This window comes from Streptomyces sp. AM25 (assembly GCF_058146165.1).
Window position 1 is genome coordinate 255588 of record NZ_JBKIWN010000133.1, and the last position, 19672, is coordinate 275259.

Annotated in this window: 19 protein-coding genes; 9 read left to right on the forward strand and 10 right to left on the reverse strand. The window is 71.0% G+C overall.

Annotated elements, in window-relative coordinates; all coding sequences use genetic code 11:
* Positions 1-29: 29 nt before the first annotated feature.
* Genes ACLHRZ_RS38490 through ACLHRZ_RS38505 form a run of 4 tightly spaced genes read right to left on the reverse strand, consistent with a single transcriptional unit; the run spans position 30 to position 6532 of the window.
* Positions 30-1187 (reverse strand): acyl-CoA dehydrogenase family protein, encoded by a 1158-nt coding sequence (locus tag ACLHRZ_RS38490; protein ID WP_490423230.1) that lies wholly within the window; start codon positions 1185-1187, stop codon positions 30-32.
* Positions 1187-3136, reverse strand: coding sequence for an acetyl/propionyl/methylcrotonyl-CoA carboxylase subunit alpha (locus ACLHRZ_RS38495; RefSeq protein ID WP_490423231.1), 1950 nt, complete (start codon positions 3134-3136; stop codon positions 1187-1189). The genes ACLHRZ_RS38490 and ACLHRZ_RS38495 overlap by 1 nt, the downstream gene beginning before the upstream one ends.
* 37 nt (positions 3137-3173) lie before the next feature.
* Positions 3174-4772 (reverse strand): acyl-CoA carboxylase subunit beta, encoded by a 1599-nt coding sequence (locus tag ACLHRZ_RS38500; protein ID WP_490423232.1) that lies wholly within the window; start codon positions 4770-4772, stop codon positions 3174-3176.
* Positions 4769-6532: an acyclic terpene utilization AtuA family protein gene (locus ACLHRZ_RS38505; RefSeq protein WP_490423233.1), complete on the reverse strand. Its 1764-nt coding sequence runs from the start codon at positions 6530-6532 to the stop codon at positions 4769-4771. The genes ACLHRZ_RS38500 and ACLHRZ_RS38505 overlap by 4 nt, the downstream gene beginning before the upstream one ends.
* Positions 6533-6654: 122 nt before the next feature.
* Here ACLHRZ_RS38505 and ACLHRZ_RS38510 point away from each other — a divergent pair, with 122 nt between their 5' ends.
* Entirely contained in the window at positions 6655-7188 is a 534-nt protein-coding gene (locus ACLHRZ_RS38510) for a hypothetical protein (RefSeq protein ID WP_490423234.1), read from the forward strand.
* 123 nt (positions 7189-7311) lie between these two features.
* On the opposite strand, the gene ACLHRZ_RS38515 is transcribed toward ACLHRZ_RS38510, so the two are convergent.
* The gene (locus ACLHRZ_RS38515) at positions 7312-7494 is read right to left on the reverse strand and encodes a DUF397 domain-containing protein (RefSeq protein ID WP_490423235.1); all 183 of its coding nucleotides are present in this window, start codon (positions 7492-7494) and stop codon (positions 7312-7314) included.
* A gap of 12 nt (positions 7495-7506) precedes the next feature.
* On the reverse strand, positions 7507-8457 hold the full coding sequence (locus tag ACLHRZ_RS38520; RefSeq protein ID WP_490423236.1) for a helix-turn-helix domain-containing protein: 951 nt from the start codon (positions 8455-8457) through the stop codon (positions 7507-7509).
* Positions 8458-8603: 146 nt separating this feature from the next.
* Here ACLHRZ_RS38520 and ACLHRZ_RS38525 point away from each other — a divergent pair, with 146 nt between their 5' ends.
* From ACLHRZ_RS38525 to ACLHRZ_RS38550, 6 genes are all read left to right on the forward strand, one after another.
* Complete coding sequence (locus ACLHRZ_RS38525; protein WP_490423237.1) at positions 8604-9065, forward strand: ATP-binding protein; 462 nt, start codon at positions 8604-8606, stop codon at positions 9063-9065.
* Between the two features lie 166 nt (positions 9066-9231).
* Positions 9232-9792 (forward strand): Uma2 family endonuclease, encoded by a 561-nt coding sequence (locus ACLHRZ_RS38530; protein WP_490423238.1) that lies wholly within the window; start codon positions 9232-9234, stop codon positions 9790-9792.
* A 241-nt stretch (positions 9793-10033) separates the two neighbouring features.
* Entirely contained in the window at positions 10034-10507 is a 474-nt protein-coding gene (locus tag ACLHRZ_RS38535) for a hypothetical protein (RefSeq protein WP_490423239.1), read from the forward strand.
* A gap of 13 nt (positions 10508-10520) precedes the next feature.
* Positions 10521-10820, forward strand: a complete 300-nt coding sequence (locus ACLHRZ_RS38540) for a hypothetical protein (protein WP_490423240.1) — start codon at positions 10521-10523, stop codon at positions 10818-10820.
* 96 nt (positions 10821-10916) lie between these two features.
* The gene (locus tag ACLHRZ_RS38545; RefSeq protein WP_490423241.1) at positions 10917-11834 is read left to right on the forward strand and encodes an ABC transporter ATP-binding protein; all 918 of its coding nucleotides are present in this window, start codon (positions 10917-10919) and stop codon (positions 11832-11834) included.
* Positions 11831-12706, forward strand: coding sequence for a hypothetical protein (locus tag ACLHRZ_RS38550; protein ID WP_490423242.1), 876 nt, complete (start codon positions 11831-11833; stop codon positions 12704-12706). Before ACLHRZ_RS38545 ends, ACLHRZ_RS38550 begins: the two co-directional genes overlap by 4 nt.
* Before the next feature lie 9 nt (positions 12707-12715).
* On the opposite strand, the gene ACLHRZ_RS38555 is transcribed toward ACLHRZ_RS38550, so the two are convergent.
* Positions 12716-15493, reverse strand: coding sequence for an FAD-binding and (Fe-S)-binding domain-containing protein (locus ACLHRZ_RS38555; RefSeq protein WP_490423243.1), 2778 nt, complete (start codon positions 15491-15493; stop codon positions 12716-12718).
* Positions 15494-15603: 110 nt separating this feature from the next.
* Between ACLHRZ_RS38555 and serC the strand changes: the two genes are divergently transcribed.
* Positions 15604-16722 (forward strand): phosphoserine transaminase, encoded by a 1119-nt coding sequence (serC, locus tag ACLHRZ_RS38560; RefSeq protein WP_490423244.1) that lies wholly within the window; start codon positions 15604-15606, stop codon positions 16720-16722.
* A gap of 55 nt (positions 16723-16777) precedes the next feature.
* On the opposite strand, the gene ACLHRZ_RS38565 is transcribed toward serC, so the two are convergent.
* On the reverse strand, positions 16778-17047 hold the full coding sequence (locus tag ACLHRZ_RS38565; RefSeq protein ID WP_490423245.1) for a hypothetical protein: 270 nt from the start codon (positions 17045-17047) through the stop codon (positions 16778-16780).
* A gap of 81 nt (positions 17048-17128) precedes the next feature.
* Complete coding sequence (locus ACLHRZ_RS38570; protein WP_490423246.1) at positions 17129-17722, reverse strand: TetR/AcrR family transcriptional regulator; 594 nt, start codon at positions 17720-17722, stop codon at positions 17129-17131.
* Between the two features lie 115 nt (positions 17723-17837).
* Between ACLHRZ_RS38570 and ACLHRZ_RS38575 the strand changes: the two genes are divergently transcribed.
* The gene (locus ACLHRZ_RS38575) at positions 17838-18599 is read left to right on the forward strand and encodes an SDR family NAD(P)-dependent oxidoreductase (protein ID WP_490423247.1); all 762 of its coding nucleotides are present in this window, start codon (positions 17838-17840) and stop codon (positions 18597-18599) included.
* An 88-nt stretch (positions 18600-18687) separates the two neighbouring features.
* Here ACLHRZ_RS38575 and pip read toward each other — a convergent pair whose 3' ends face one another.
* A complete protein-coding gene (gene pip, locus ACLHRZ_RS38580) occupies positions 18688-19650 on the reverse strand; it encodes a prolyl aminopeptidase (RefSeq protein ID WP_490423248.1) in 963 nt (320 codons plus the stop codon).
* Positions 19651-19672: the final 22 nt, after the last annotated feature.

Sequence of the window (19672 nt, forward strand, 5' to 3'; positions counted from 1 at the left end):
GATCGAACCATCCTTTCCGGACAGGGACTTCAGTAGGACTTGGGGAGGCCCAGCGTCCGGTGCGAGACGTAGTTGAGGATCATCTCGCGGCTGACCGGGGCGACCCGCGCCACCCGCGACGCCGTGATCAGCGCCGCCAGGCCGAACTCCTTCGTGAGGCCGTTGCCGCCGAGCGTGTGCACGGCCTGGTCGACGGTGCGGACGGCCGCCTCCGCCGCGGCGTACTTGGCCATGTTGGCGGCCTCGCCCGCGGCCTCGTCGTCCCCGGAGTCGTAGAGGTACGCGGCCTTGTACATCATCAGCCGCGCCAGTTCGGTCTCGATGTGCGCCTGGGCGAGCGGATGGGCGATGGCCTGGTGGGCGCCGATCGGCTCGTCCCACACCTGCCGGACCCGTGCATAGCCGACGGCCCGGGCGAGCGCGTACCGGGCCATGCCGATCGCGAACGCCGCGGTCATGATGCGCTCGGGGTTGAGGCCGGCGAAGAGCTGCTGCAGCCCGGCGTCCTCGTCGCCGACGAGGGCGGAGGCGGGCAGCCGGACGTCGTCGAGGACGAGCTCGAACTGCTTCTCCGGGGCGGCCAGTTCCATGGGGATCGGGCGGCGGACGAACCCCGGGGCGTCGCGTTCGACGACGAACAGGCAGGGCTTGAGCCGGCCCGTCCGGGCGTCCTCGGTGCGCCCGACGACGAGGGTCGCGTCGGCGATGTCCGCACCGGAGATGAAGACCTTGCGTCCCGTGAGGATCCAGTCGTCGCCGTCGCGGCGGGCGGTGGTGGTGAGCCGGTGGGAGTTCGACCCGGCGTCCGGCTCGGTGATCCCGAAGGCCATGCGGAGGGTGCCGGCGGCCAGACCGGGCAGCCAGCGGCGCTTCTGCCCGTCGGTGCCGAAGCGGGCGATCACGGTGCCGCAGATGGCGGGCGAGACGACGAGCAGGAGCAGCGGGCAGCCTGCGGCGCCCAGTTCCTCCAGGACGATCGCCAGCTCGGTGATGCCGCCGCCCCCGCCGCCGTACTCCGCAGGGATGTTGACGCCGAGGTAGCCACATTTGCCTGCCTCGGCCCACAGTTCGTCGGTGGTGCCGCCGCTACGCGCGGCGGCGGCGAAGTAGTCGTGGCCGTAGCGGGCTGCGAGGGCGGCGACGGCGGTGCGCAGGGCGCGTTGTTCGTCGGTCTCGATGAGGGTCATCAGACCTCCTTCTCCGTGACGACTGGCTCCTTGACGGCTGACTCCGTGACGGCTGACTCCGTGACGACTGCGAGGACCTCCCCGACCTCGACCTGCCGGCCGGGGACCACGTGCAGGGCGGTGAGCGTGCCGGAAGCCGGTGCGGCGATGCGGTGCTCCATCTTCATGGCCTCCAGCCAGAGCAGGGCCTGTCCGGCCTGCACGGGCCCGCCCACGGCGATGTCCCCGGCCACCCGGACGACCGTGCCCGGCATGGGGGCGAGCAGCGAGCCGGACTCCCGCGGGGCGACGGGTTCGGGGAAACGGGGCAGAGCGGTGAGGGCGTGGGGGCCTGCATGGATGCGCGGACCGTATGCCGATACTGCGAACGGACGCCGTACGCCGTCGACTTCGAGGACGATGCGACCGGGTGCGGAGTGCAGCAGGCGGACGCCGTCGAAGCCCTCGGCGGCGAGCCCGCCGTTGCGGGTGATGCGGTAGCGGATCTCGTGCTCTGCGCCGTCCGGATCGGAGCGGTAGCGCTTGACCTGCGGCTGGGAGGGCAGGTTGCGCCAGGCGCCGAAGCGGTGGCGGCCCTGAGCGTCGGCGAGGGCGGCGGCCAGGGCGGCGAGCCGGGCCCCCTCACGCGGGGCGGCGAGCCCGGACAGGTGCCGGTCGTAGAAGCCGGTGTCCATGCGGGCGGCCGCGAACTCCGGGTGGCGGAGGGAGCGCACGAGGAGGTCGCGGTTGGTGAACGGGCCGTGGATCTCGGCGCGTTCCAGCGCCGCCGCCAGCAGGCGGACGGCCTCCGGCCGGCTGGGCGCCCAGGCGGTCAGTTTGGCCAGCAGCGGGTCGTAGTGGGGCGTGACCGTGCCGCCGTCGGCGATCCCCGCATCGGTGCGTACCGCGCCGTCGGCGGGGACGCGGAGCCGGTGCACCGTCCCCGTCCGCGGCTGCCACCCCCGCCCCGGGTCCTCCGCGTACAGCCGCGCCTCGACCGCGTGCCCGCGCGGCTCCGGCGGCCCCTCCGGGTCCAGCCGGCCGCCCTCCGCCACGCGGATCTGCAGGGCCACCAGGTCGACGCCGTACACGCGTTCCGTGACCGGATGCTCCACCTGGAGCCGGGTGTTCATCTCCAGGAAGTACGGACGGCCGTCCTGACCGACCAGGAACTCCACCGTCCCCGCGCTCACATAGCCCACCGCCCGCGCCGCGGCCGTCGCCGCCTCCGCGAGCTCCGCGCGCAGGGCGTCCGGCAGGGCGGGCGCGGGGGCCTCCTCGATCACCTTCTGGTGGCGGCGCTGCAGCGAGCAGTCCCGCGTCCCCAGGGTCCACACCGTGCCGTGGGCGTCCGCGAGGACCTGCACCTCCACGTGCCGCCCGCCCTCCACGTACGGCTCCGCGAAGACCTCGCCGTCCCCGAAGGCGGCCTCCGCCTCCGCCCGCGCCGAGGCCGACTCGCCCGGCAGGTAGGCGAGTTCGCGCACCACCCGCATCCCGCGCCCGCCGCCCCCGGCCGCCGCCTTGAGCAGCAGCGGCAGGTCGGCGGCGGTGGCCCGTTCGGGGGCGACGGGCGACAGGAGCGGCACCCCGGCCTCCGCCATGATCCGTTTGGCGTGCGTCTTGGAGGCCATCGCGGCGATGGCCTCCGGCGGCGGCCCGATCCACAGCAGCCCCGCGTCCGCCACGGCGCGCGCGAACGCGGCGCTCTCGGACAGGAATCCGTACCCCGGGTGCACGGCGTCCGCGCCCGCGGCGAGGGCGGCACGGACGATCAGGTCGCCGCGCAGGTACGTGTCCGCGGGCGCCGCCCCGCGCAGCCGCACCGCGCGGTCAGCCTCCCGGACGTGCAGGGACTCCGCGTCCGGGTCCGCGTACACGGCCACCGTGCCGATGCCCAGCTCCCGGCAGGTGCGGAAGATGCGGCAGGCGATCTCGCCCCGGTTGGCGACGAGTACAGACGCAATCATCTTTGCCTCACATCTCTCTGCCCCACATCGCTTTGCCTCACATCCGGAAGACACCGAAACCGCCCCGCGCCCCCTCGACCGGTGCCGTGTGGATCGCGGACAGGCAGATCCCCAGCACGGTGCGCGTGTCGCGCGGGTCGATCACCCCGTCGTCGTACAGCCGCCCGGAGAGGAACGCGGGCAGCGACTCCGACTCGATCTGCTGCTCCACCACGGCCCGCAGCCCCGCGTCGGCCTCCTCGTCGTACGGCTGCCCCTTCGCCGCCGCCGACGCCCGCGCCACGATCGACAGCACTCCGGCGAGCTGCTGCGGCCCCATCACGGCCGACTTGGCGCTCGGCCAGGAGAACAGGAACCGCGGGTCGTAGGCCCGGCCGCACATCCCGTAGTGCCCGGCCCCGTACGAGGCGCCCATCAGCACGGACAGGTGCGGCACCCGGGAGTTCGACACCGCGTTGATCATCATGGCGCCGTGCTTGACGATGCCGCCCTGCTCGTAGGCGCGGCCCACCATGTAGCCGGTGGTGTTGTGCAGGAAGACGAGCGGGATGTCGCGCTGATTGGCCAGCTGGATGAACTGCGCTGCCTTCTGCGACTCTTCGCTGAAGAGCACGCCCTGCGTATTGGCCAGAATGCCGACGGGATATCCGTGGAGCTCCGCCCAGCCGGTCGTCAGGCTCGTGCCGTAGAGCGGCTTGAACTCGTCGAAATCCGAGCCGTCGACGATGCGGGCGACGACCTCGCGGGGGTCGAAGGGGATTTTGACGTCGCCCGGGACGACGCCCAGCAGTTCGTCCTCGTCGTACAACGGCGGTGGGGCGGGCGGCGGATCCGGGTGCACCTTGCGCCAGTTGAGCCGGGCGACGATGCGGCGGGTCTGTCGCAGCGCATCGGTCTCGTCGACCGCGAAATAGTCGGCGAGGCCGGAGGTGCGGGCGTGCATGGCGGCGCCGCCGAGCGACTCGTCGTCGCTCTCCTCGCCCGTGGCCATCTTCACCAGGGGCGGGCCGCCGAGGAAGACCTTGGCCCGGTCCTTCACCATGACGACGTGGTCGGACATTCCGGGGACGTACGCGCCGCCCGCCGTCGAATTGCCGAACACCACGGCCACCGTGGGGATTCCGGCCGCGGAGAGCCGGGTGAGATCCTTGAAGAGCGCCCCGCCGGGGATGAAGATCTCCTTCTGCGAGGGCAGATCGGCGCCGCCGGACTCGACGAGCCCGATGAGCGGCAGCCGGTTGGCGTGGGCGATCTCGTGGGCCCGCAGGGCCTTCTTCAACGTCCAGGGATTGCTCGCCCCGCCGCGCACGGTCGGGTCGTTGGCGGTGATGACGCATTCGACACCCTCGACGACGCCGATGCCGGTGACCATCGAGGCTCCGACCGCGTATTCACTGCCCCAGGCGGCGAGCGGGGAGAGTTCGAGGAAGGGCGTGTCCGGGTCGACGAGCAGTTCGATCCGCTCCCGGGCGAGCAGTTTGCCGCGGGCCCGGTGCCGGGCGGTGTATTTCTCCCCGCCACCGGCGAGAGCCTTCGCGTGCTCGGCGTCCAACGCGGCGAGTTTCTCCAGCATGGCGGCGCGGTGGGCGGCGAATTCGGGGGTGCCGGCATCAAGGGCCGAATCGAGCACCGTCACGGCAGCACCTCCTCCGGTATCTCCAGATGGCGGGCGCGCAGCCACTCCCCCACGGCCTTGGCCTGCGGGTCGAAGCGGGCCTGCGCGGCGACGCCCTCGCCGAGCAGGCCGTCGACGACGAAGTTGAGGGCGCGGAGGTTGGGCAGGACGTGCCGCTCGACGGGCAATGCGGCCGTTTCGGGGAGGAGTTGCCGGAACCGTTCGACGGTGAGCTCGTGGGCGAGCCAGCGCCATGCGGTCTCGTCCCGTACCCAGACGCCCACGTTGGCGCTGCCGCCCTTGTCCCCGCTGCGCGCCCCGGCGACGAGCCCGAGCGGCGCCCGGCGGGTGGGCCCGGGAGGGAGCGGCTCGGGTAACGCGTCCTGCACGGGCAGCCCGCGGAACTCCCGCACGGGCGCCGGGAGTACGGGCACCCGGGTGCCGTCCGGCAGCACGGCGACGTGCCGCACGCTCTCCGCATCGGCGTACGCCGCCTCGAACACCCCGTACACCGCGCCGTTCCCGGGCGGGGCCGTGAGGTGGAACCCGGGGTACGAGGCCAGGGCCAGCTCCACGGCCGCGGCACCGACCGCCCGGCCGACGGTCTCCGGGTCCCGGTCGCGCACGACGAGCCGCAGCAGCGCACTCGCCTCCTCCTGCACGGGTGCGTCGGCGTGATCGGTACGGGCGAGGGTCCAGCGGATTCCGGCGGGCCGCCGGTCTCCGAGGGCCGCTTCGAGCTGCTCCTGCGCCAACTGCGCCTTCTCCTCGACGTCGAGCCCGGTCAGCACGAAGACGACCTCGTTGCGCCAGCCGCCCGCCCGGGTCAGCCCGACCTTGAGCGTGTCCGGCGGCCGCTCACCGCGCACACCGCTGACGCGCACCCGGTCCGGCCCGTCCTGCGCGAGCCGGACGGTGTCCAGCCGGGCGGTCGTATCGGGCCCGGGGTAGCGCGCCCCGGCCGTCTCGTAGAGCAGCTGCGCGGTGACCGTGCCGACCGTGACCGCACCGCCGGTGCCGGGGTGTTTGGTGATGACGGCCGAGCCGTCGGCGTGGATCTCGGCGAGGGGGAAGCCGGGGCGGCGGACGTCGTACTCGCGGAAGAAGGCGTAGTTGCCGCCCGTCGCCTGGGTCCCGCATTCGAGGACGTGCCCGGCGACGACGGCGCCGGCGAGCGGGTCCAGGTCCTCGGCACACCACCCGAAGTGCGCGGCGGCGGGCCCGCTGACGAGGGCCGCGTCGGTCACCCGGCCGGTGACGACGACATCGGCCCCGGCCCGCAGGCACTCGGCGATCCCGGCGCCGCCGAGGTAGGCGTTGGCGGTGATGACCCCCTTGCCCCAGCGCTCGCGCTCGGCACTCAGATCGTCACCGGTCACGTGCGCAACGCGCACGGGCACCCCGAGCCGCTCGGCGAGGTCACCGATCCGCTCGGCGAGCCCGGCGGGGTTGAGCCCCCCGGCGTTCGTCACGATCTTGACGCCCCGCTCGACGGCGAGCCCCAGCGTCTCTTCGAGCTGCCGGAGAAAGGTCCGGGCGTACCCGGCGCCCGAGTCCTTCAGCCGGTCGCGGCCGAGGATCAGCATGGTCAGCTCGGCGAGATAGTCCCCGGTGACGACGTCGAGGGGGCCGCCGGTGAGCATCTCGCGGAGCGCGGAGAACCGGTCCCCGTAGAAACCGGAGGCGTTCCCGATACGGAGCGGGGGCGGAGGCGGGAACAGGCGCGCCGGCAGCGGTGGTCGCGTTGATCGCGGCGCTCGCGATGGCGTTGACGCGGACATGCGAAGGAGGGTGGCAGGGTCCGGGGAAACAAGCAAGCATGCTTGAACGGTTTTCGGCCGGGGGCGGGGTGCTGGTTACGTTTGGCCCTGCAGGCAGCAGCCAGAGGTGAGGAGCCCCACGAGTGTCCGACCTGGACTTCTACGTTCACGCAGCTACCCGTGGCAACGTCCTGGGAGCGGGAATCGACACCGAACCCGGCGCCTGGCAGGCGGTGTTGGGGCCCAGCTACGTCGACTTCCCCGGCGGAGGCGCCGTGCTGCGGGACTACGGACTCGTGGAAGCCTCCTTCGCGCCGACGCCGGAGGGCACGGCGACGTGTTTCGGATTCGGCGTGAAGGCACACCGACTGATCCACGGCGAGGTCGACGACACGGTGCCGAAGCCGCTGATCCGCGAATACGGCACATTCGCACCGCGCGTCCGCTTCGAGGAACTGCGGGCCGGCATCGAAGCGTTGGGCTGCTCACTCGAAGTCGAGGACGAGGCACACGACATGTGCCGCTATCGCGTCCGGGAGTCCGGCGCCCGGATTCACGTCATCGTCGACCCGGACCCGTACGGGAGCGGCGACCACGATCCGGACGATCCGGAAGAGCAGCAGGCAGGCGACGTGTGGTCGATAGACGTCTCGCCGGCTTGGTGGGGGCCGCACTGACGAAGGGCCTGTCGCACGGCGCTTCCGGCAGTCCAAATCCTCACTGCAGCGGGCTCGTGTTGAAGATTTGGACTGTCGGAAGGGCAGCTTCCGGATGACAGCGGTTGGCGGCACGACGACAGCTCAGTCGAAATGCCCTGCCTTGAGCCCTTCGAGTAAGCCGCGTATGCGTGTTCCGCTGGCCGCTATCACCACGTCGGGGGCGTCGCTCTCGCGTATCACGATCTCGCCGTGACGGCGGCCGACTTCAACACACTCGTCCCGGTCTCCGGAGAAGGACGACTTCCGCCAGGCGATCTCAGACATCATCCGATTCCTTCACAGTTCGCCAGCAACCTTGCCAAGGAAATCTCGTGAACCCTCGACGTCGAGGGCAACATCTTCAGCACGCCGGAAGATGCCTCGATAGTCCTCCAGGTGCGTTTCCGAGTGCAGGAAGAGCGATCCGTGAGCAGTATCGACCTGCACGGTGTCCAGGGATGGCACCACACCTGCGGCGTGGGCAGCGCAGCTGTTGGCACCCGGGTAGCCGCCGACCGCGAACGGGATCACTCGAATCGTGACGCCACTTTCCTCGCTCAACTCGATCAGCCGCTCCAGCTGTCGACGATGCGCGCCGGCGTCCGCATAACGCATCCGCAGAGCGGCCTCATGAATGATGAACTTGGTGGGCGTAGCCCCTCCTCCGCGCTCCATCACGCACTTTCGCTGCATCCGGAACGAGACACGGCGTCTGACATCGATCGGAGCCAACTTCGGTACCGCGAGCCGGAACACCGCCTGCGCGTATTCTTCGGTCTGCAGCAGACCCGGGATGTAGATCACCTGCATGTACGCGAGGGCAAGCGCACGGTATTCGAGCTCCGCAAGGTCGAGCAGGCTCGTAGGCAAGGTTCCCCGGCGCTCCTCCCACCAACCCTTGCCGCGCTCCACAGCCATGCTCACCAGCGCATTGACAAGTGCGGGATCCGTACACGCATAGATGGCGGCCAATGCTCTGACCCGTTCGGCGCTGAGCCCGAGCCGACCGGCCTCCACGTTACTGATCCGTGTGCGATCGGCACCAAACTCCTTGCCCGCTTGAGCAACTGAAAGCCCTGCGCGCTCCCGCAGCTTGCGCAGCTCCGCACCCAGGCGTTGCTGCCGCGCAGTGGGGACTGCCCTCGGCAGCATGCGGCTCCTCCCAGCTCGATCGGCCCAGTCTTGCGCGTAACGGTTCCACGGGTCCACTCGTTGCATGAGATACGCGACCAGGTTGCACAGGTTCACCTGACATCGCTACGGTCCTCGCACTCCCACGTAGCACGTCAGGAAAACCGAAGTGCGGCCGCTGGACCGGCAGTTGAGGTATGCCCTCAGAGGCCGGGCCACGGATGGCGTGAGGCGTGGACACCAACCGTGCGGGGAGACGACCCATGCGTACCGCCACACTCGACAGTCCTGGCCGGCTCTATGAAATGTCTGTTCCATCAGCCCCCACCTCGGCCCGGCTGGCCCGGCACTTCGTTGCCGGAGCGCTGGAGGCGTCAGGCCATCCCTCACTCGTCGACAACGCCCGCGTCTGCGTGTCCGAGCTGGTGACGAACGTATGGCGCCACGCACGGGTCGACTGCTTCGAGCTGGAGTGCATCGTCGGGGTGACTCGTGCGCGAATCTCCGTGTGCGACGGGGACATCACAAGATGGTGGGCCCATCCAGAGGCAACGGCGAAGCAGGAGGAAAGCGGCCGCGGCATCCAGCTTGTGCGCAGCCTCGCGCACGATCTCGGCGTCAGCCTGGTCTGGGAAGGGTTGTCCGTGGTGGGGAAGTGCATGTGGTTCGAGCTCTGGGAGGGCAGCATCGCCGGCCCTGGCACGTGCAGCCAGATGCATCGGTAGTAGTTTGTCCAAACCTCGGATGCGGGCGGGACGTTGGGCAGGACTGCTGGCCCAGGCCACCCGGACGGCACCCCTGCGGGGGACGCACCTGTCGTTGGTGTGGCCGTAGCGTCGGGTACGGCACCTCGACGGCTCCGGAGTCGCCGCCGCAGAAAAGGAGTACGCGGTGAGCGCGCAGCCCTATCAACCGGCTGACCCCGCCGATCCGGAACGGGCGCTGAAGATCGCCATTCAGCATGTCGCGGGGGATCGGGCCGAGATCATCGAAGGAGCGATCCAGTCGGCGTCGCAGACGTGGGGGCATAAGGGCGCGGCCGAGTCCATCAGGGCTCAGATCCACGCCCGAGTACGCGAGCTGGGATGCCGCACCGGCTCCGGCAACGTCGATCTCCCCGGCACGCCGAACTGGTACGTCCCCGACCTCGCGGTCGTACCGCGTGAGGTCGTGTCCAAGGACGCGCCGAGCATCGTTCCCGATCAGAGCCTGCTCATCGTGGAGGTGACCTCGCCCTCCAACGGGGACACCGACCGCGTGACCAAGCGGCGGCGCTACGCCCAGTTCGCCGCCCCGCTCTACCTGTTGGTGGACCGACAGGACGAGACCTGGACGTTGTACTCCGCACCGGGTGCGCTCGGCTACGAGCGTACTGAAGGGCCGCACCCATTCGGGACGCCGTTGCGGCTGACGCAGCCGTTCGGGCTTGCCCTGGACACCGACGATTTTTGAGCGCCAACAAGAACCTCCAGGGAGTCAAGAGGCTAATGGGCCCTAGAGCGACGCAAGTCAATCCTTGACCCGCAAGAAGATCTTCAAGATATGATCAAGAAGTCGATTCGCCGTACGCGAGAGGGCAGTGATCCGAACCCGGACCACTGCCCTCTGCGCGCGGCGGGACACCCGCGCCCCCACCGGTTTTGGCGAGCCACACGAGGACGCGAGTGTCCTGTTACACAAGGAGGAATAGTACGTGAACCGCAAGACTCTGCGCATATCCGCAGCCACCGCGATGGCCGCAGTCGCGTTCGGTGTGGCCGTTCCGGCTGCCAACGCCGCGGGAGCGCAGAGCGCATCCACCGCGCAGTCCGTATCGGCTGCGCAGCCCGAACTCACCTCTCCCCAGGCGCGCCAGCTGCTGCAGACCCCTGAGCTTTCCTCGGAGCTCAGCACCGAGGGTCGGGCTGCGGTCGAAGCTGTGGCGGAGGGCGAGTCTTCTCCCCGCGTGAAGCGCAGCGCGGCCAGCAGTGCAGGGAAGGCCCTCCTCAGCGCCATCAAGAAGCAGGGGCCGAAGTTCTTCCAGTCGGCAGTCAAGGCTGCGAAGGGCGGAACCGCCTCCTTCAAGAGGTGGGTCGACGGCCTGGCCTGGTACCACCCCGTTCGGATCGCCATCGCCGCCAGCGGTGCGGACGCGATCGACTGGGTCGTCGAGCAGCTGATCGGCTGAAGGTGCTGAAGCGATGACACGTCACGACGGCTCCACAGCGTGCGGCCCCAAGTCGCTGGAGGCCAACCTGTGGAGCTCGGCTCTGGTGTTCTCCTGTCTGTGTCTGCTGTCGCGGGTGGGCCGCGTGGCGAGCCTGTTCGACCGCTTCGACGGGGTCACCGTGATCCTCTACGCCCTCGGCTGGGTGGGCCCCGCCATCGCACTCGCGCTGTGCGCGGCACGGCGGCACAAGCCCTGGAACGGAGCAGTCGTTCCCGTCACCGTGCACGTGGCTTCAGGGCTGCTGTACGGAGCGGGCATTGGATGGGACTGAGTCCCACGGCTCCGAGACGCGTCATGACAGTGGGCCGACCTCGTCAACGGGTCGGCCCATTCGCATCCGACGCCTGCACCGTGAAAGGCTCTCGCCTTGCTGAAGGCAATTTCTGACATGCCCTTGCTTGCAGCCACCGGACTGGCCAAGTTCTACCGTGGAAAGAAAGTCGTCGACGGAGTTTCCCTCTCGGTGCCCGAAGGTTCGGTGACCGCTTTGCTGGGAGCGAACGGTGCCGGCAAGACCACCACTCTTCGGCTGCTGCTCGGGCTCACAGCGGGAGAGGGCGAAACCGTCTTCCTTACGCGCCCACTGCGGGAATGGCACTGCCCCGGCCGGGTCGTCGGAGCAGTGCTCGGCGGTGTCGGAGGCCATCCCCGGCACCGGCTCCGCGATCACCTCACCATGGTGGCGTACGGCCTCGGGGTCCCCCCCGGAACCGTCGATGCGGTACTGGCTCGCGTCGGACTCGAGCAGGCTGCCGGGCTCCGCCTCGGCCAGCTGTCCCTGGGCATGGCGCAGCGCGCCGGACTGGCGCAGGCGCTTCTGGGATCGCCCCAGGTCCTGATCCTGGACGAACCGTTCAACGGTCTGGATCCGCACTCCATCGCGTGGCTGCGGAACACGTTGCGCCGTTTCGCCGACGAGGGCGGCGCAGTGCTCCTGTCCAGCCATCTACTGGCGGAGATCGATCAACTGGCAGACCGGGTCGTGGTGATGGCGCGAGGACGCGTGACCGCACAGTCCACAGTGGAAGAGATCACCAGACAGGCCGGCCATCACGTCGTCGTGGAGAGCCCGGAGCTCGAGCGACTGGCAGCAGCCGTGGAGGAGCACGGCGGTCGCCTGCAGCCGCTGGATTCGGTGCGGGCACGCGTCACCGGGCTGGACCGGCTGCGCATCGGGCACCTGTCGGCGGATCGCGGTATTCCTCTGTACTGGCTGGGCGAAAAGTCTGCTTCCATCGAGGAGTTCTATCTGTCCGTCGCGGAACAGGAGTTCAACACCCAATGACAACCGGGTCCATCACTATGCCTACCGGTCAGGGACATACGGCCGAGCCGGGCCAGGCCAGGATGCACCGCTCGTGCGCCAGCCGAGCGCTTCGATACGAGTGGAAACGACTTTCTTCACTGAGGTCGCCATGGATCCTTGCCGGCATCGTCGCCCTGATCGGCATCGGCAATGGGATCGACATCGGCCTCAACGATTACTCCCTCAGCGCAATGGCGGACGTCCTCCAATTCGCGCCCCTCGCCTCCCAGGCCCCCATGTCCGCGTACATTCTTTTCTCGCTCGGGGCAACGGCCGTCTCCGCGGAGTATGCGCACCAGGCCGCCAGGACGACATTCCTCACCCTCTCCTCACGGCGGACTGCCTACACGGCGAAGATCGCCGTTACTTCAGCGGCAGCAGCGACCACCGCGCTCGGCTCGACATTGCTCAGCACAGTGATCGCGGCCGGCATCCGGACCGCACGCGACGAGCCACTGCCTGACTGGCTCGGGTTGTCGGCTCCGCTGGCGACCTTCACCACCGTGATGCTCTGCTGGCCCGCGCTGGCCGCAGGACTCACCGCTCTGGTACGGCACCGTCTGCCCGTCGTGATGTTCCTGCTGCTGTGGCCCATGGCCCTGGAGCGGGTCGCGGGCTTCCTGCTGAGCAGAGTTCCGGGGCTGCCGACCGTCTCAGACTATCTTCCCTTCGCTGCCGCGCGCGCCGCGTTGTACTGCGTCCGGGGCTGGGAGGATGCCGAAGACGCCGGATTCAACCGGGCGTTGCTCGGCAGCGATATCCATCCCACTATAGGGCTCGTGATCTTCTGCGCTTTCACCGCTGTTGTGGTGGTCGCAGGAGGAATCGCGTATTCGCGTCGCGACGTCTGACCCCGCCGCTCACCACTCCCCGTCCGCCAGCACCTCTGCCAAGTGCCGGGCCCTGATCCCCTCCCCCAGTTGAGCGATCTGGGTGCGGCAGGAGTAGCCGTCCGCCAGCACCTCCGCCCCCTCCTCCCGGTTCCGGAGCGCCGGGAGCAGTTGTTCCTCCGCGCATGCCACCGAGACCGCGTAGTGGCCGCGCTCGAAGCCGAAGTTTCCGGCGAGGCCGCAGCAGCCTCCGCTCAAGGCGCCGGTCAGGCCCGCCGCTTGCCGCAAACGCTGCTCCGCCGCGTCACCCAGGACCGCGTGCTGGTGGCAGTGCGTCTGGCCCACCACCGGGCGGTCGATGCGTGGCGGCCGCCAGTCCGAGGCCAGCTTCTCCAGCGCCTCGGCGAACGTGTGGACCGAGGAAGCCAGTTGCTGCGCTCTCGGGTCCTCCGGCAGCAGTTCCGGCAGGTCGTTCCGGAGGGCCGCCGTGCAGCTCGGCTCCAGGCCGATGACGGGCAGGCCCGCCGCCAGGGCCGGTTCCATCGCGTCCAGCGTGCGGCGCATCACCTTGCGAGCCCGCGTCAGCCGGCCCGTCGAGACCCAGGTGAGGCCGCAGCACACCGGGGTCTGCGGGACGGTCACCCGCAATCCCGCCGCCTCCAACACCCGTACCGCCGCCCGTCCCACCTGCGGCGAGAGATAGTTGGTGAACGTGTCCGGCCAGAGGACGACCTCCCCCTCGCCCCGCTCCCGCCCCCACCACCGCACGAACGGCTCCCCCGCCAGCTGCGGAATGTCTCTCTCCGGCGTCACGCCCGCGATCCTCTTCGCCACCGCCGCCGACGGGCCCGCCCCCGCCAGCCGGTTGAGCAGCGGAGCCGCCCGCCACGCCGCCCGCAGCCACACCGGCAGCCCGCCCAGTGCGTAGTGCACCGCAGGCCGCAACCGCCCCGCGTAGTAATGGTGCAGGAACTCCGCCTTGTACGTCGCCATGTCCACCCCCACCGGGCAGTCGCTGCGGCACCCCTTGCACGACAGGCACAGGTCCAGCGCCTCGCGCACCTCCTCCGAGCGCCAGCCGTCGCGCACCACCTCCCCCGCCAGCATCTCGTGCAACAGTCGCGCCCGGCCCCGCGTGGAGTGCCGCTCGTCCCTCGTCACCCGGTACGACGGACACATCACTCCTGTGGAAACCGCCGTCTCCCGGCACTTGGCCACGCCCACGCAGCGCCGCACCGCGGCCCGGAAGTCGCCGCCGTCCCCGGGGTAGCCGAACTCCACGTCCACCGGCTTGCGCACGGGGGCGAAGCGCAGGTTCTCGTCCAGGCGGTACGGGCGGACGAGCATGCCCGGGTTGAGGCCGCCCGCCGGGTCCCACAAGTCCTTGAAGCGCTCGAAGAGCCGGACCATCCCCTCCCCGTACATCCGCGGCAGGAGTTCGGCCCTCGCCTGGCCGTCGCCGTGTTCGCCCGAGAGCGAGCCGCCGTGGGAGACGACGAGCTCAGCCATCGCGTGGGAGAACTCCCGGTAGCGGCGCACCCCGTCCGCGCTCAGCAGATCCACGTCGATGCGCACGTGGACGCAGCCCTCCCCGAAGTGCCCGAACGGCGCGCCGCGCAGGCCGTGTTCCGCCAACAGGGCCCGGAAGCCGCGGAGATACGCGCCCAGCCGCTCCGGCGGAACCGCGCAGTCCTCCCAGCCGGGCCAGGCCTCGCCGCCGTCGGGCAGCCTGGTCGCCGTGCCGGCCGCGTCCTCGCGCACCGCCCAGAGGGCGCGCTGCGCGGCCGCGTCGGTGACGACGAGGTGGCCGCACGCGCCCGCGGCCCCGCGCAGCGCCTCCGCCCGGGCCGCCGCCTCCGCGGCCGTGCCGCCGCCCGTCTCCACGAACAGCCAGGCCGTTCCCTTCGGCAGATCACCGGCACGGTCCCCGCGGACGAGGTCGGCGGCCATGCCCTCCACCGTCAACGGGCCGTGCGGCAGGAGCAGATGGGCCGCGTCCGCGGCCGCGCCCTCGTCCGGGTAGCCGAGCACGGCCAGCGCCCGGGCCGCGGGCGGCTCGACGAGGCGCACCGTCGCCTGCGTCAGCACCCCCAGCGTGCCCTCGCTGCCGGTGAAGGCCCGGGCCACGTCCGTGCCCCGCTCCGGGAGCAGAGCGTCGAGGGCGTAGCCGGAGATGCGGCGCGGCAGGCCCGCCGGAAAGCCTGTGCGCAGGAGCGCCAACTGCCCGTCCACCAGGGCCTGCAGGCCGCCGGCCAGACGTTCCGGCAGCCCGCCGAACCCCTTCCCCAGCCGGGCGGGCTCGCCCCCGTACGTCAGGACGTCCAGCGTGCGGACGTTGTCGGCCGTCGTCCCCCACGCCACCGAGTGGGCGCCGCACGCGTTGTTGCCGATCATGCCGCCGAGCGTGCAGCGGCCGTGCGTGGAGGGGTCGGGGCCGAAGGTGAGCCCGTACGGCCGTGCCACGGACCGGAGTTCGTCGAGGACGGCCCCCGGCTGGACGACGGCGGTGCGCGCCTCGCGGTCGATACCGATCACTGCGTTCATGTGGCGGGTGAAGTCCAGGACGACGCCCTCGCCCGTGGCCTGTCCCGCGATCGACGTGCCGCCGCCGCGCGCCACGACGGGCACGGCGTGCTCGCGGCACACCGCGAGGGCCGCAGCGACGTCGTCCGCGTCGCGCGGTGAGACGACACCGAGCGGCACGCGGCGGTAGTTGGAGGCGTCCATGGTCGTCAGCGCGCGGGCGGAGGCGGAGAAGTCGACATCGCCGCGGAGCGCAGCGCGGAGGGCAGCAGCAAGATCGGCCATGGGGAGAGCCTGCCCGTCCGGTGACGGACGTCACCGGACCGTTCGTTGCATCCGTCTCATCGGGTGGACTTCGCTCCGCGGCGGGCAGGTGCGGCCGATAGTGTGCCCCCGTGGCTGATATCGAGATCCCCGCTGACATCAAGCCCGCCGACGGTCGCTTCGGCGCGGGCCCGTCCAAGGTGCGTCCGGAGGCGCTCGCCGCTCTGGCCGCGACCGGAACCTCCCTGCTCGGCACGTCGCACCGCCAGGCCCCGGTGAAGGACCTGGTCGGCCGGGTGCGGTCCGGCATCCGCGAGCTGTTCCCGCTGCCCGAGGGCTACGAGGTGGTGCTGGGCAACGGCGGTTCCACGGCGTTCTGGGACGTCGCCACTCACGGCCTGATCGAACGCAAGTCGCAGCACCTGTCGTTCGGCGAGTTCTCGTCCAAGTTCGCCAAGGCCGCGAAGCTCGCCCCGTGGCTGGAGGAGCCGACGGTGATCTCCTCGGAGCCGGGCACCCACCCGGAGCCGGTGGCGGAGGCGGGCGTCGACGTCTACGCGTTCACCCACAACGAGACCTCCACCGGAGTCGCGGCCCCGCTGCGGCGGGTGGCGGGTGCGGACGAGGGCGCGCTGGTCCTGGTGGACGCGACCTCGGGCGCGGGCGGCCTGCCCGTCGACATCGCCGAGACCGACGTCTACTACTTCGCCCCGCAGAAGTCCTTCGCCTCGGACGGCGGCCTGTGGCTCGCCGCCTTCTCCCCGGCGGCACTGGAGCGGGCGGCCCGCATCCACGCGTCGGGCCGGCACGTCCCCGAGTTCTTCTCGCTGCCGACCGCGATCGACAACTCGCTGAAGAACCAGACGTACAACACCCCCGCCCTGTCCACCCTCTTCCTCCTCAACGAGCAGCTGGAGTGGCTCAACGGCCAGGGCGGCCTGGACTGGGCGGTGCGCCGCACCGCGGCCTCGTCGCAGGCGCTGTACGGCTGGGCGGAGGCGTCGAAGCACGCGACGCCGTTCGTGACGGACCCGGCGAAGCGGTCGCAGGTGATCGGCACGATCGACTTCTCGGACGACGTGGACGCGGCGGCCGTCGCGGCGACCCTGCGGGCGAACGGCATCGTGGACACGGAGCCGTACCGCAAGCTGGGGCGCAACCAGCTGCGCGTGGCGATGTTCCCGGCGATCGACCCGGCGGACGTCGAGGCGCTCACGGTGTGCATCGACTACGTGATCGAGCGGCTGTAGGGCTCGCCGTTCCGGTCATGCTCCGGGTGGGCCGGATCCTTCGGCCCACCCGGCCTTACGGCAGTGGCACGAGCTCGAACCGGACGCCGGAGAAGTCCCCGGCCTTCAGGCGCGCGATCAGCGCCTCCTCTTCCGGGTCGTACGCCTGCGGGGTCCGCAAAGCCCAGCGGGCCAGGACGCCGGAGAGCTCGTCCGCCCCGGCCTGCTCCGCCTCCCGTTCGAACTCCTCGCGCTGCTCGGCGGGCAACGCTTCACGAATGGCGTGGATGGTGCCCGGCAACTCGACCGTCCGGCCGCCGATCGTGGTCGTGAACGTCTTCGCCATGCTCTGCTCCCTCCTCGTTGATCCGCGGTGGTCACTCCGACTATGCCTGCTGCCGGGCGCGGGCCGTGGGAAAACGAGCAGTCAGCGCCCCGGCCACGCCCTCATCGCGACCTCGACCGTGCGCTGCAGTTCCTCGCGCGTGGCGCCGCCCGCCGCCTGGACGGCGAGGCCGGACGAGAGCGTGCTGATGTAGCCGGCGAGTGCGGCGACGTCCGTGTCCTCCGCGAACTCGCCCTCCTCCCTTGCCCGTTCGAAGCGCTCCCGCAGTGCGGCGTCCGCCGCCCGGCGGCGCGCGATCACCTCGTCGCGGACGGGGCCGGCCTGGTCGCTCGTGGCCAGGGCACCGTGGATCATGAGGCAGCCCGGTCCCTCCTCGCGGGTGGTCACCCCGACGACGCCGCGCAGCAGGTGCTCCACCACGGCCCGAGCCGTCGGCTCCTCCAGGGCCTCGTCCATGTGGCTCGCCGGGCCCTCCCGGTAGCGGTCCAGGCACTTGCGGAACAGGGCCTCCTTGTTGCCGTACGCGGCGTACAGGCTCGGGCGGCTGATACCCATCGCCGCCGTGAGGTCGGAGAGCGCGGTGCCCTCGTAGCCGTGCCGCCAGAACACGCTCAGGGCGCGGTCCAGCCGCTCGTCGACGTCGAACTCGCGCGGACGTCCGGTCGTCGTCGCCATGACGGCTCCCCTCGGAGGGCTTCGGAAGACTTCTGTATCGATCGGTATGATAGCTTCCCTCTTACGTACCGATCGGTACATAAGTCTTCACGGACGGTCTTCAGGGAGGGCTCCCATGAGCAGCAGCACCAAGTCGCTGGCGGGCAAGGTCGCACTGGTGACGGGCGGTTCGCGCGGTATCGGGGCGGCCACGGCGCGTGCGCTGGCCGAGGCCGGCGCGCACGTGGCGATCAGCTACGCCGCCTCGGCGGAAAAGGCCGGCACGGTCGTGCGGGAGATCGAGGACGGCCACGGCGTCCGCGCCGCCGCGTACCGGGCCGACCAGGCGGACGCCGCCCAGGTCGCGGAGCTGGTGGGCCGCGTGGCGGAGGACTTCGGGCGGCTGGACGTCCTCGTCAACAACGCGGGCGTGTTCGCGCACGCCACGGTCGACGACGCCGACCCCGACACCGCCGTGCTCGACCACCAGCTCGCCGTCAACGTCGGCGGCGTGACGGCGGCGATACGGGCCGCGTCCGCCGTGCTCGGCGACGGCGGCCGCATCGTCACGATCGGCTCCAACCTCGGGGCGCGGCCCGCCTTCCCCGGCGTCGCCGACTACGCGGCGACCAAGGCCGCCGTCGTCGCCTACAGCAAGGGCGCCGCCCTCGACCTGGCCCCCCGCGGGATCACCGTCAACGTCGTCCAGTCCGGTTCCGTCGCCACCGACATGAACCCGCAGGACGGGCCCAACTCCGACGCACAGCGGGCGGCCAATGCGATGGGCCGCTACGGGCGGCCGGAGGAGATTGCGGCAGGCGTCGTCTTTCTTGCCTCGCCGTCGGCGTCGTTCATCACGGGGACGACACTCGACATCGACGGTGGGTACCTGGCCTAGCCGCTCCGCTCGGGGCGCCCTGTAAGGGACGCGGGTGCAGGCCGACCGTGGTTGCTCGCGCAGTTCCCCGCGCCCCTCACGGGGCGCCCTACTGGACGAACCCGTCCAGCGCCGCCAGCACACGCCCCCGCATCGTGGCGCTCCCCAGGTGCCCCGCATCCTCGACGACCACCAGCTCCGCGTCGGGCCAGGCGCCGGCGAGCTCCCACGCCGTCACCAGCGGGCCGCCCAGGTCGAGGCGGCCGTGGATCAGCACGCCCGGGATGCCGGCGAGGCGCCCGGCGTCGCGCAGCAGCACGCCCTCCTCCAGCCAGGCGCCGTGCGAGAAGTAGTGCGCGCAGATGCGGACGAACGCCTGGCGGGCGGCGGACGGCCGGCTGCCGTAGGGGCGGGGGACCCGGGCGGGCTCCTGGGAGAGCACGGCGTCCTCCCAGGCGCACCAGTCGGCGGCGGCCCGCTCCCGCACCGCGGGGTCCGGGTTCTCCATGAGGCGGGAGTACGCGCCGAGGATGCCGGCCACGCCGCCGTCCGCCACGCCGGACCCCGCCCGGAAACGCTCCCACTCCTCCGGGAAGAAACGGCCGACGCCGCCGTAGAGCCACTCCGTGTCCGAGCGCCGGGTCATGGTGACGTCCGGGATGACGATCCCGGTGACCCGGTGCGGGTGGCGCTCCGCGTAGGCCAGGATCAGGGTCGAGCCCCACGAACCCCCGTACAGCAGCCAGCGGTCGATGCCGAGGTGCTCGCGCAGCCGCTCCATGTCGGCGATCAGGTGGTGGGTGGTGTTGTGGAGCAGGGAGGCCTTCGCGGGATCGCTCGCGTGCGGGGTGCTGCGGCCGCAGCCGCGCTGGTCGAAGAGGACGACGCGGTAGCGGGCGGGGTCGAAGTACCGCCGGGCCCGCTCCGTGCACCCGGAGCCGGGGCCGCCGTGGACGACGGCGGCGGGTCTGCCGCCCGGACTGCCGCAGACCTCCCAGTGGACGAGGTTGCCGTCGCCGACGTCGAGCATTCCGGAGTCGTACGGCTCGATCGGTGGGTAAAGCCCGGCCATGCGTCGCGCCCTTCCTGTCTTC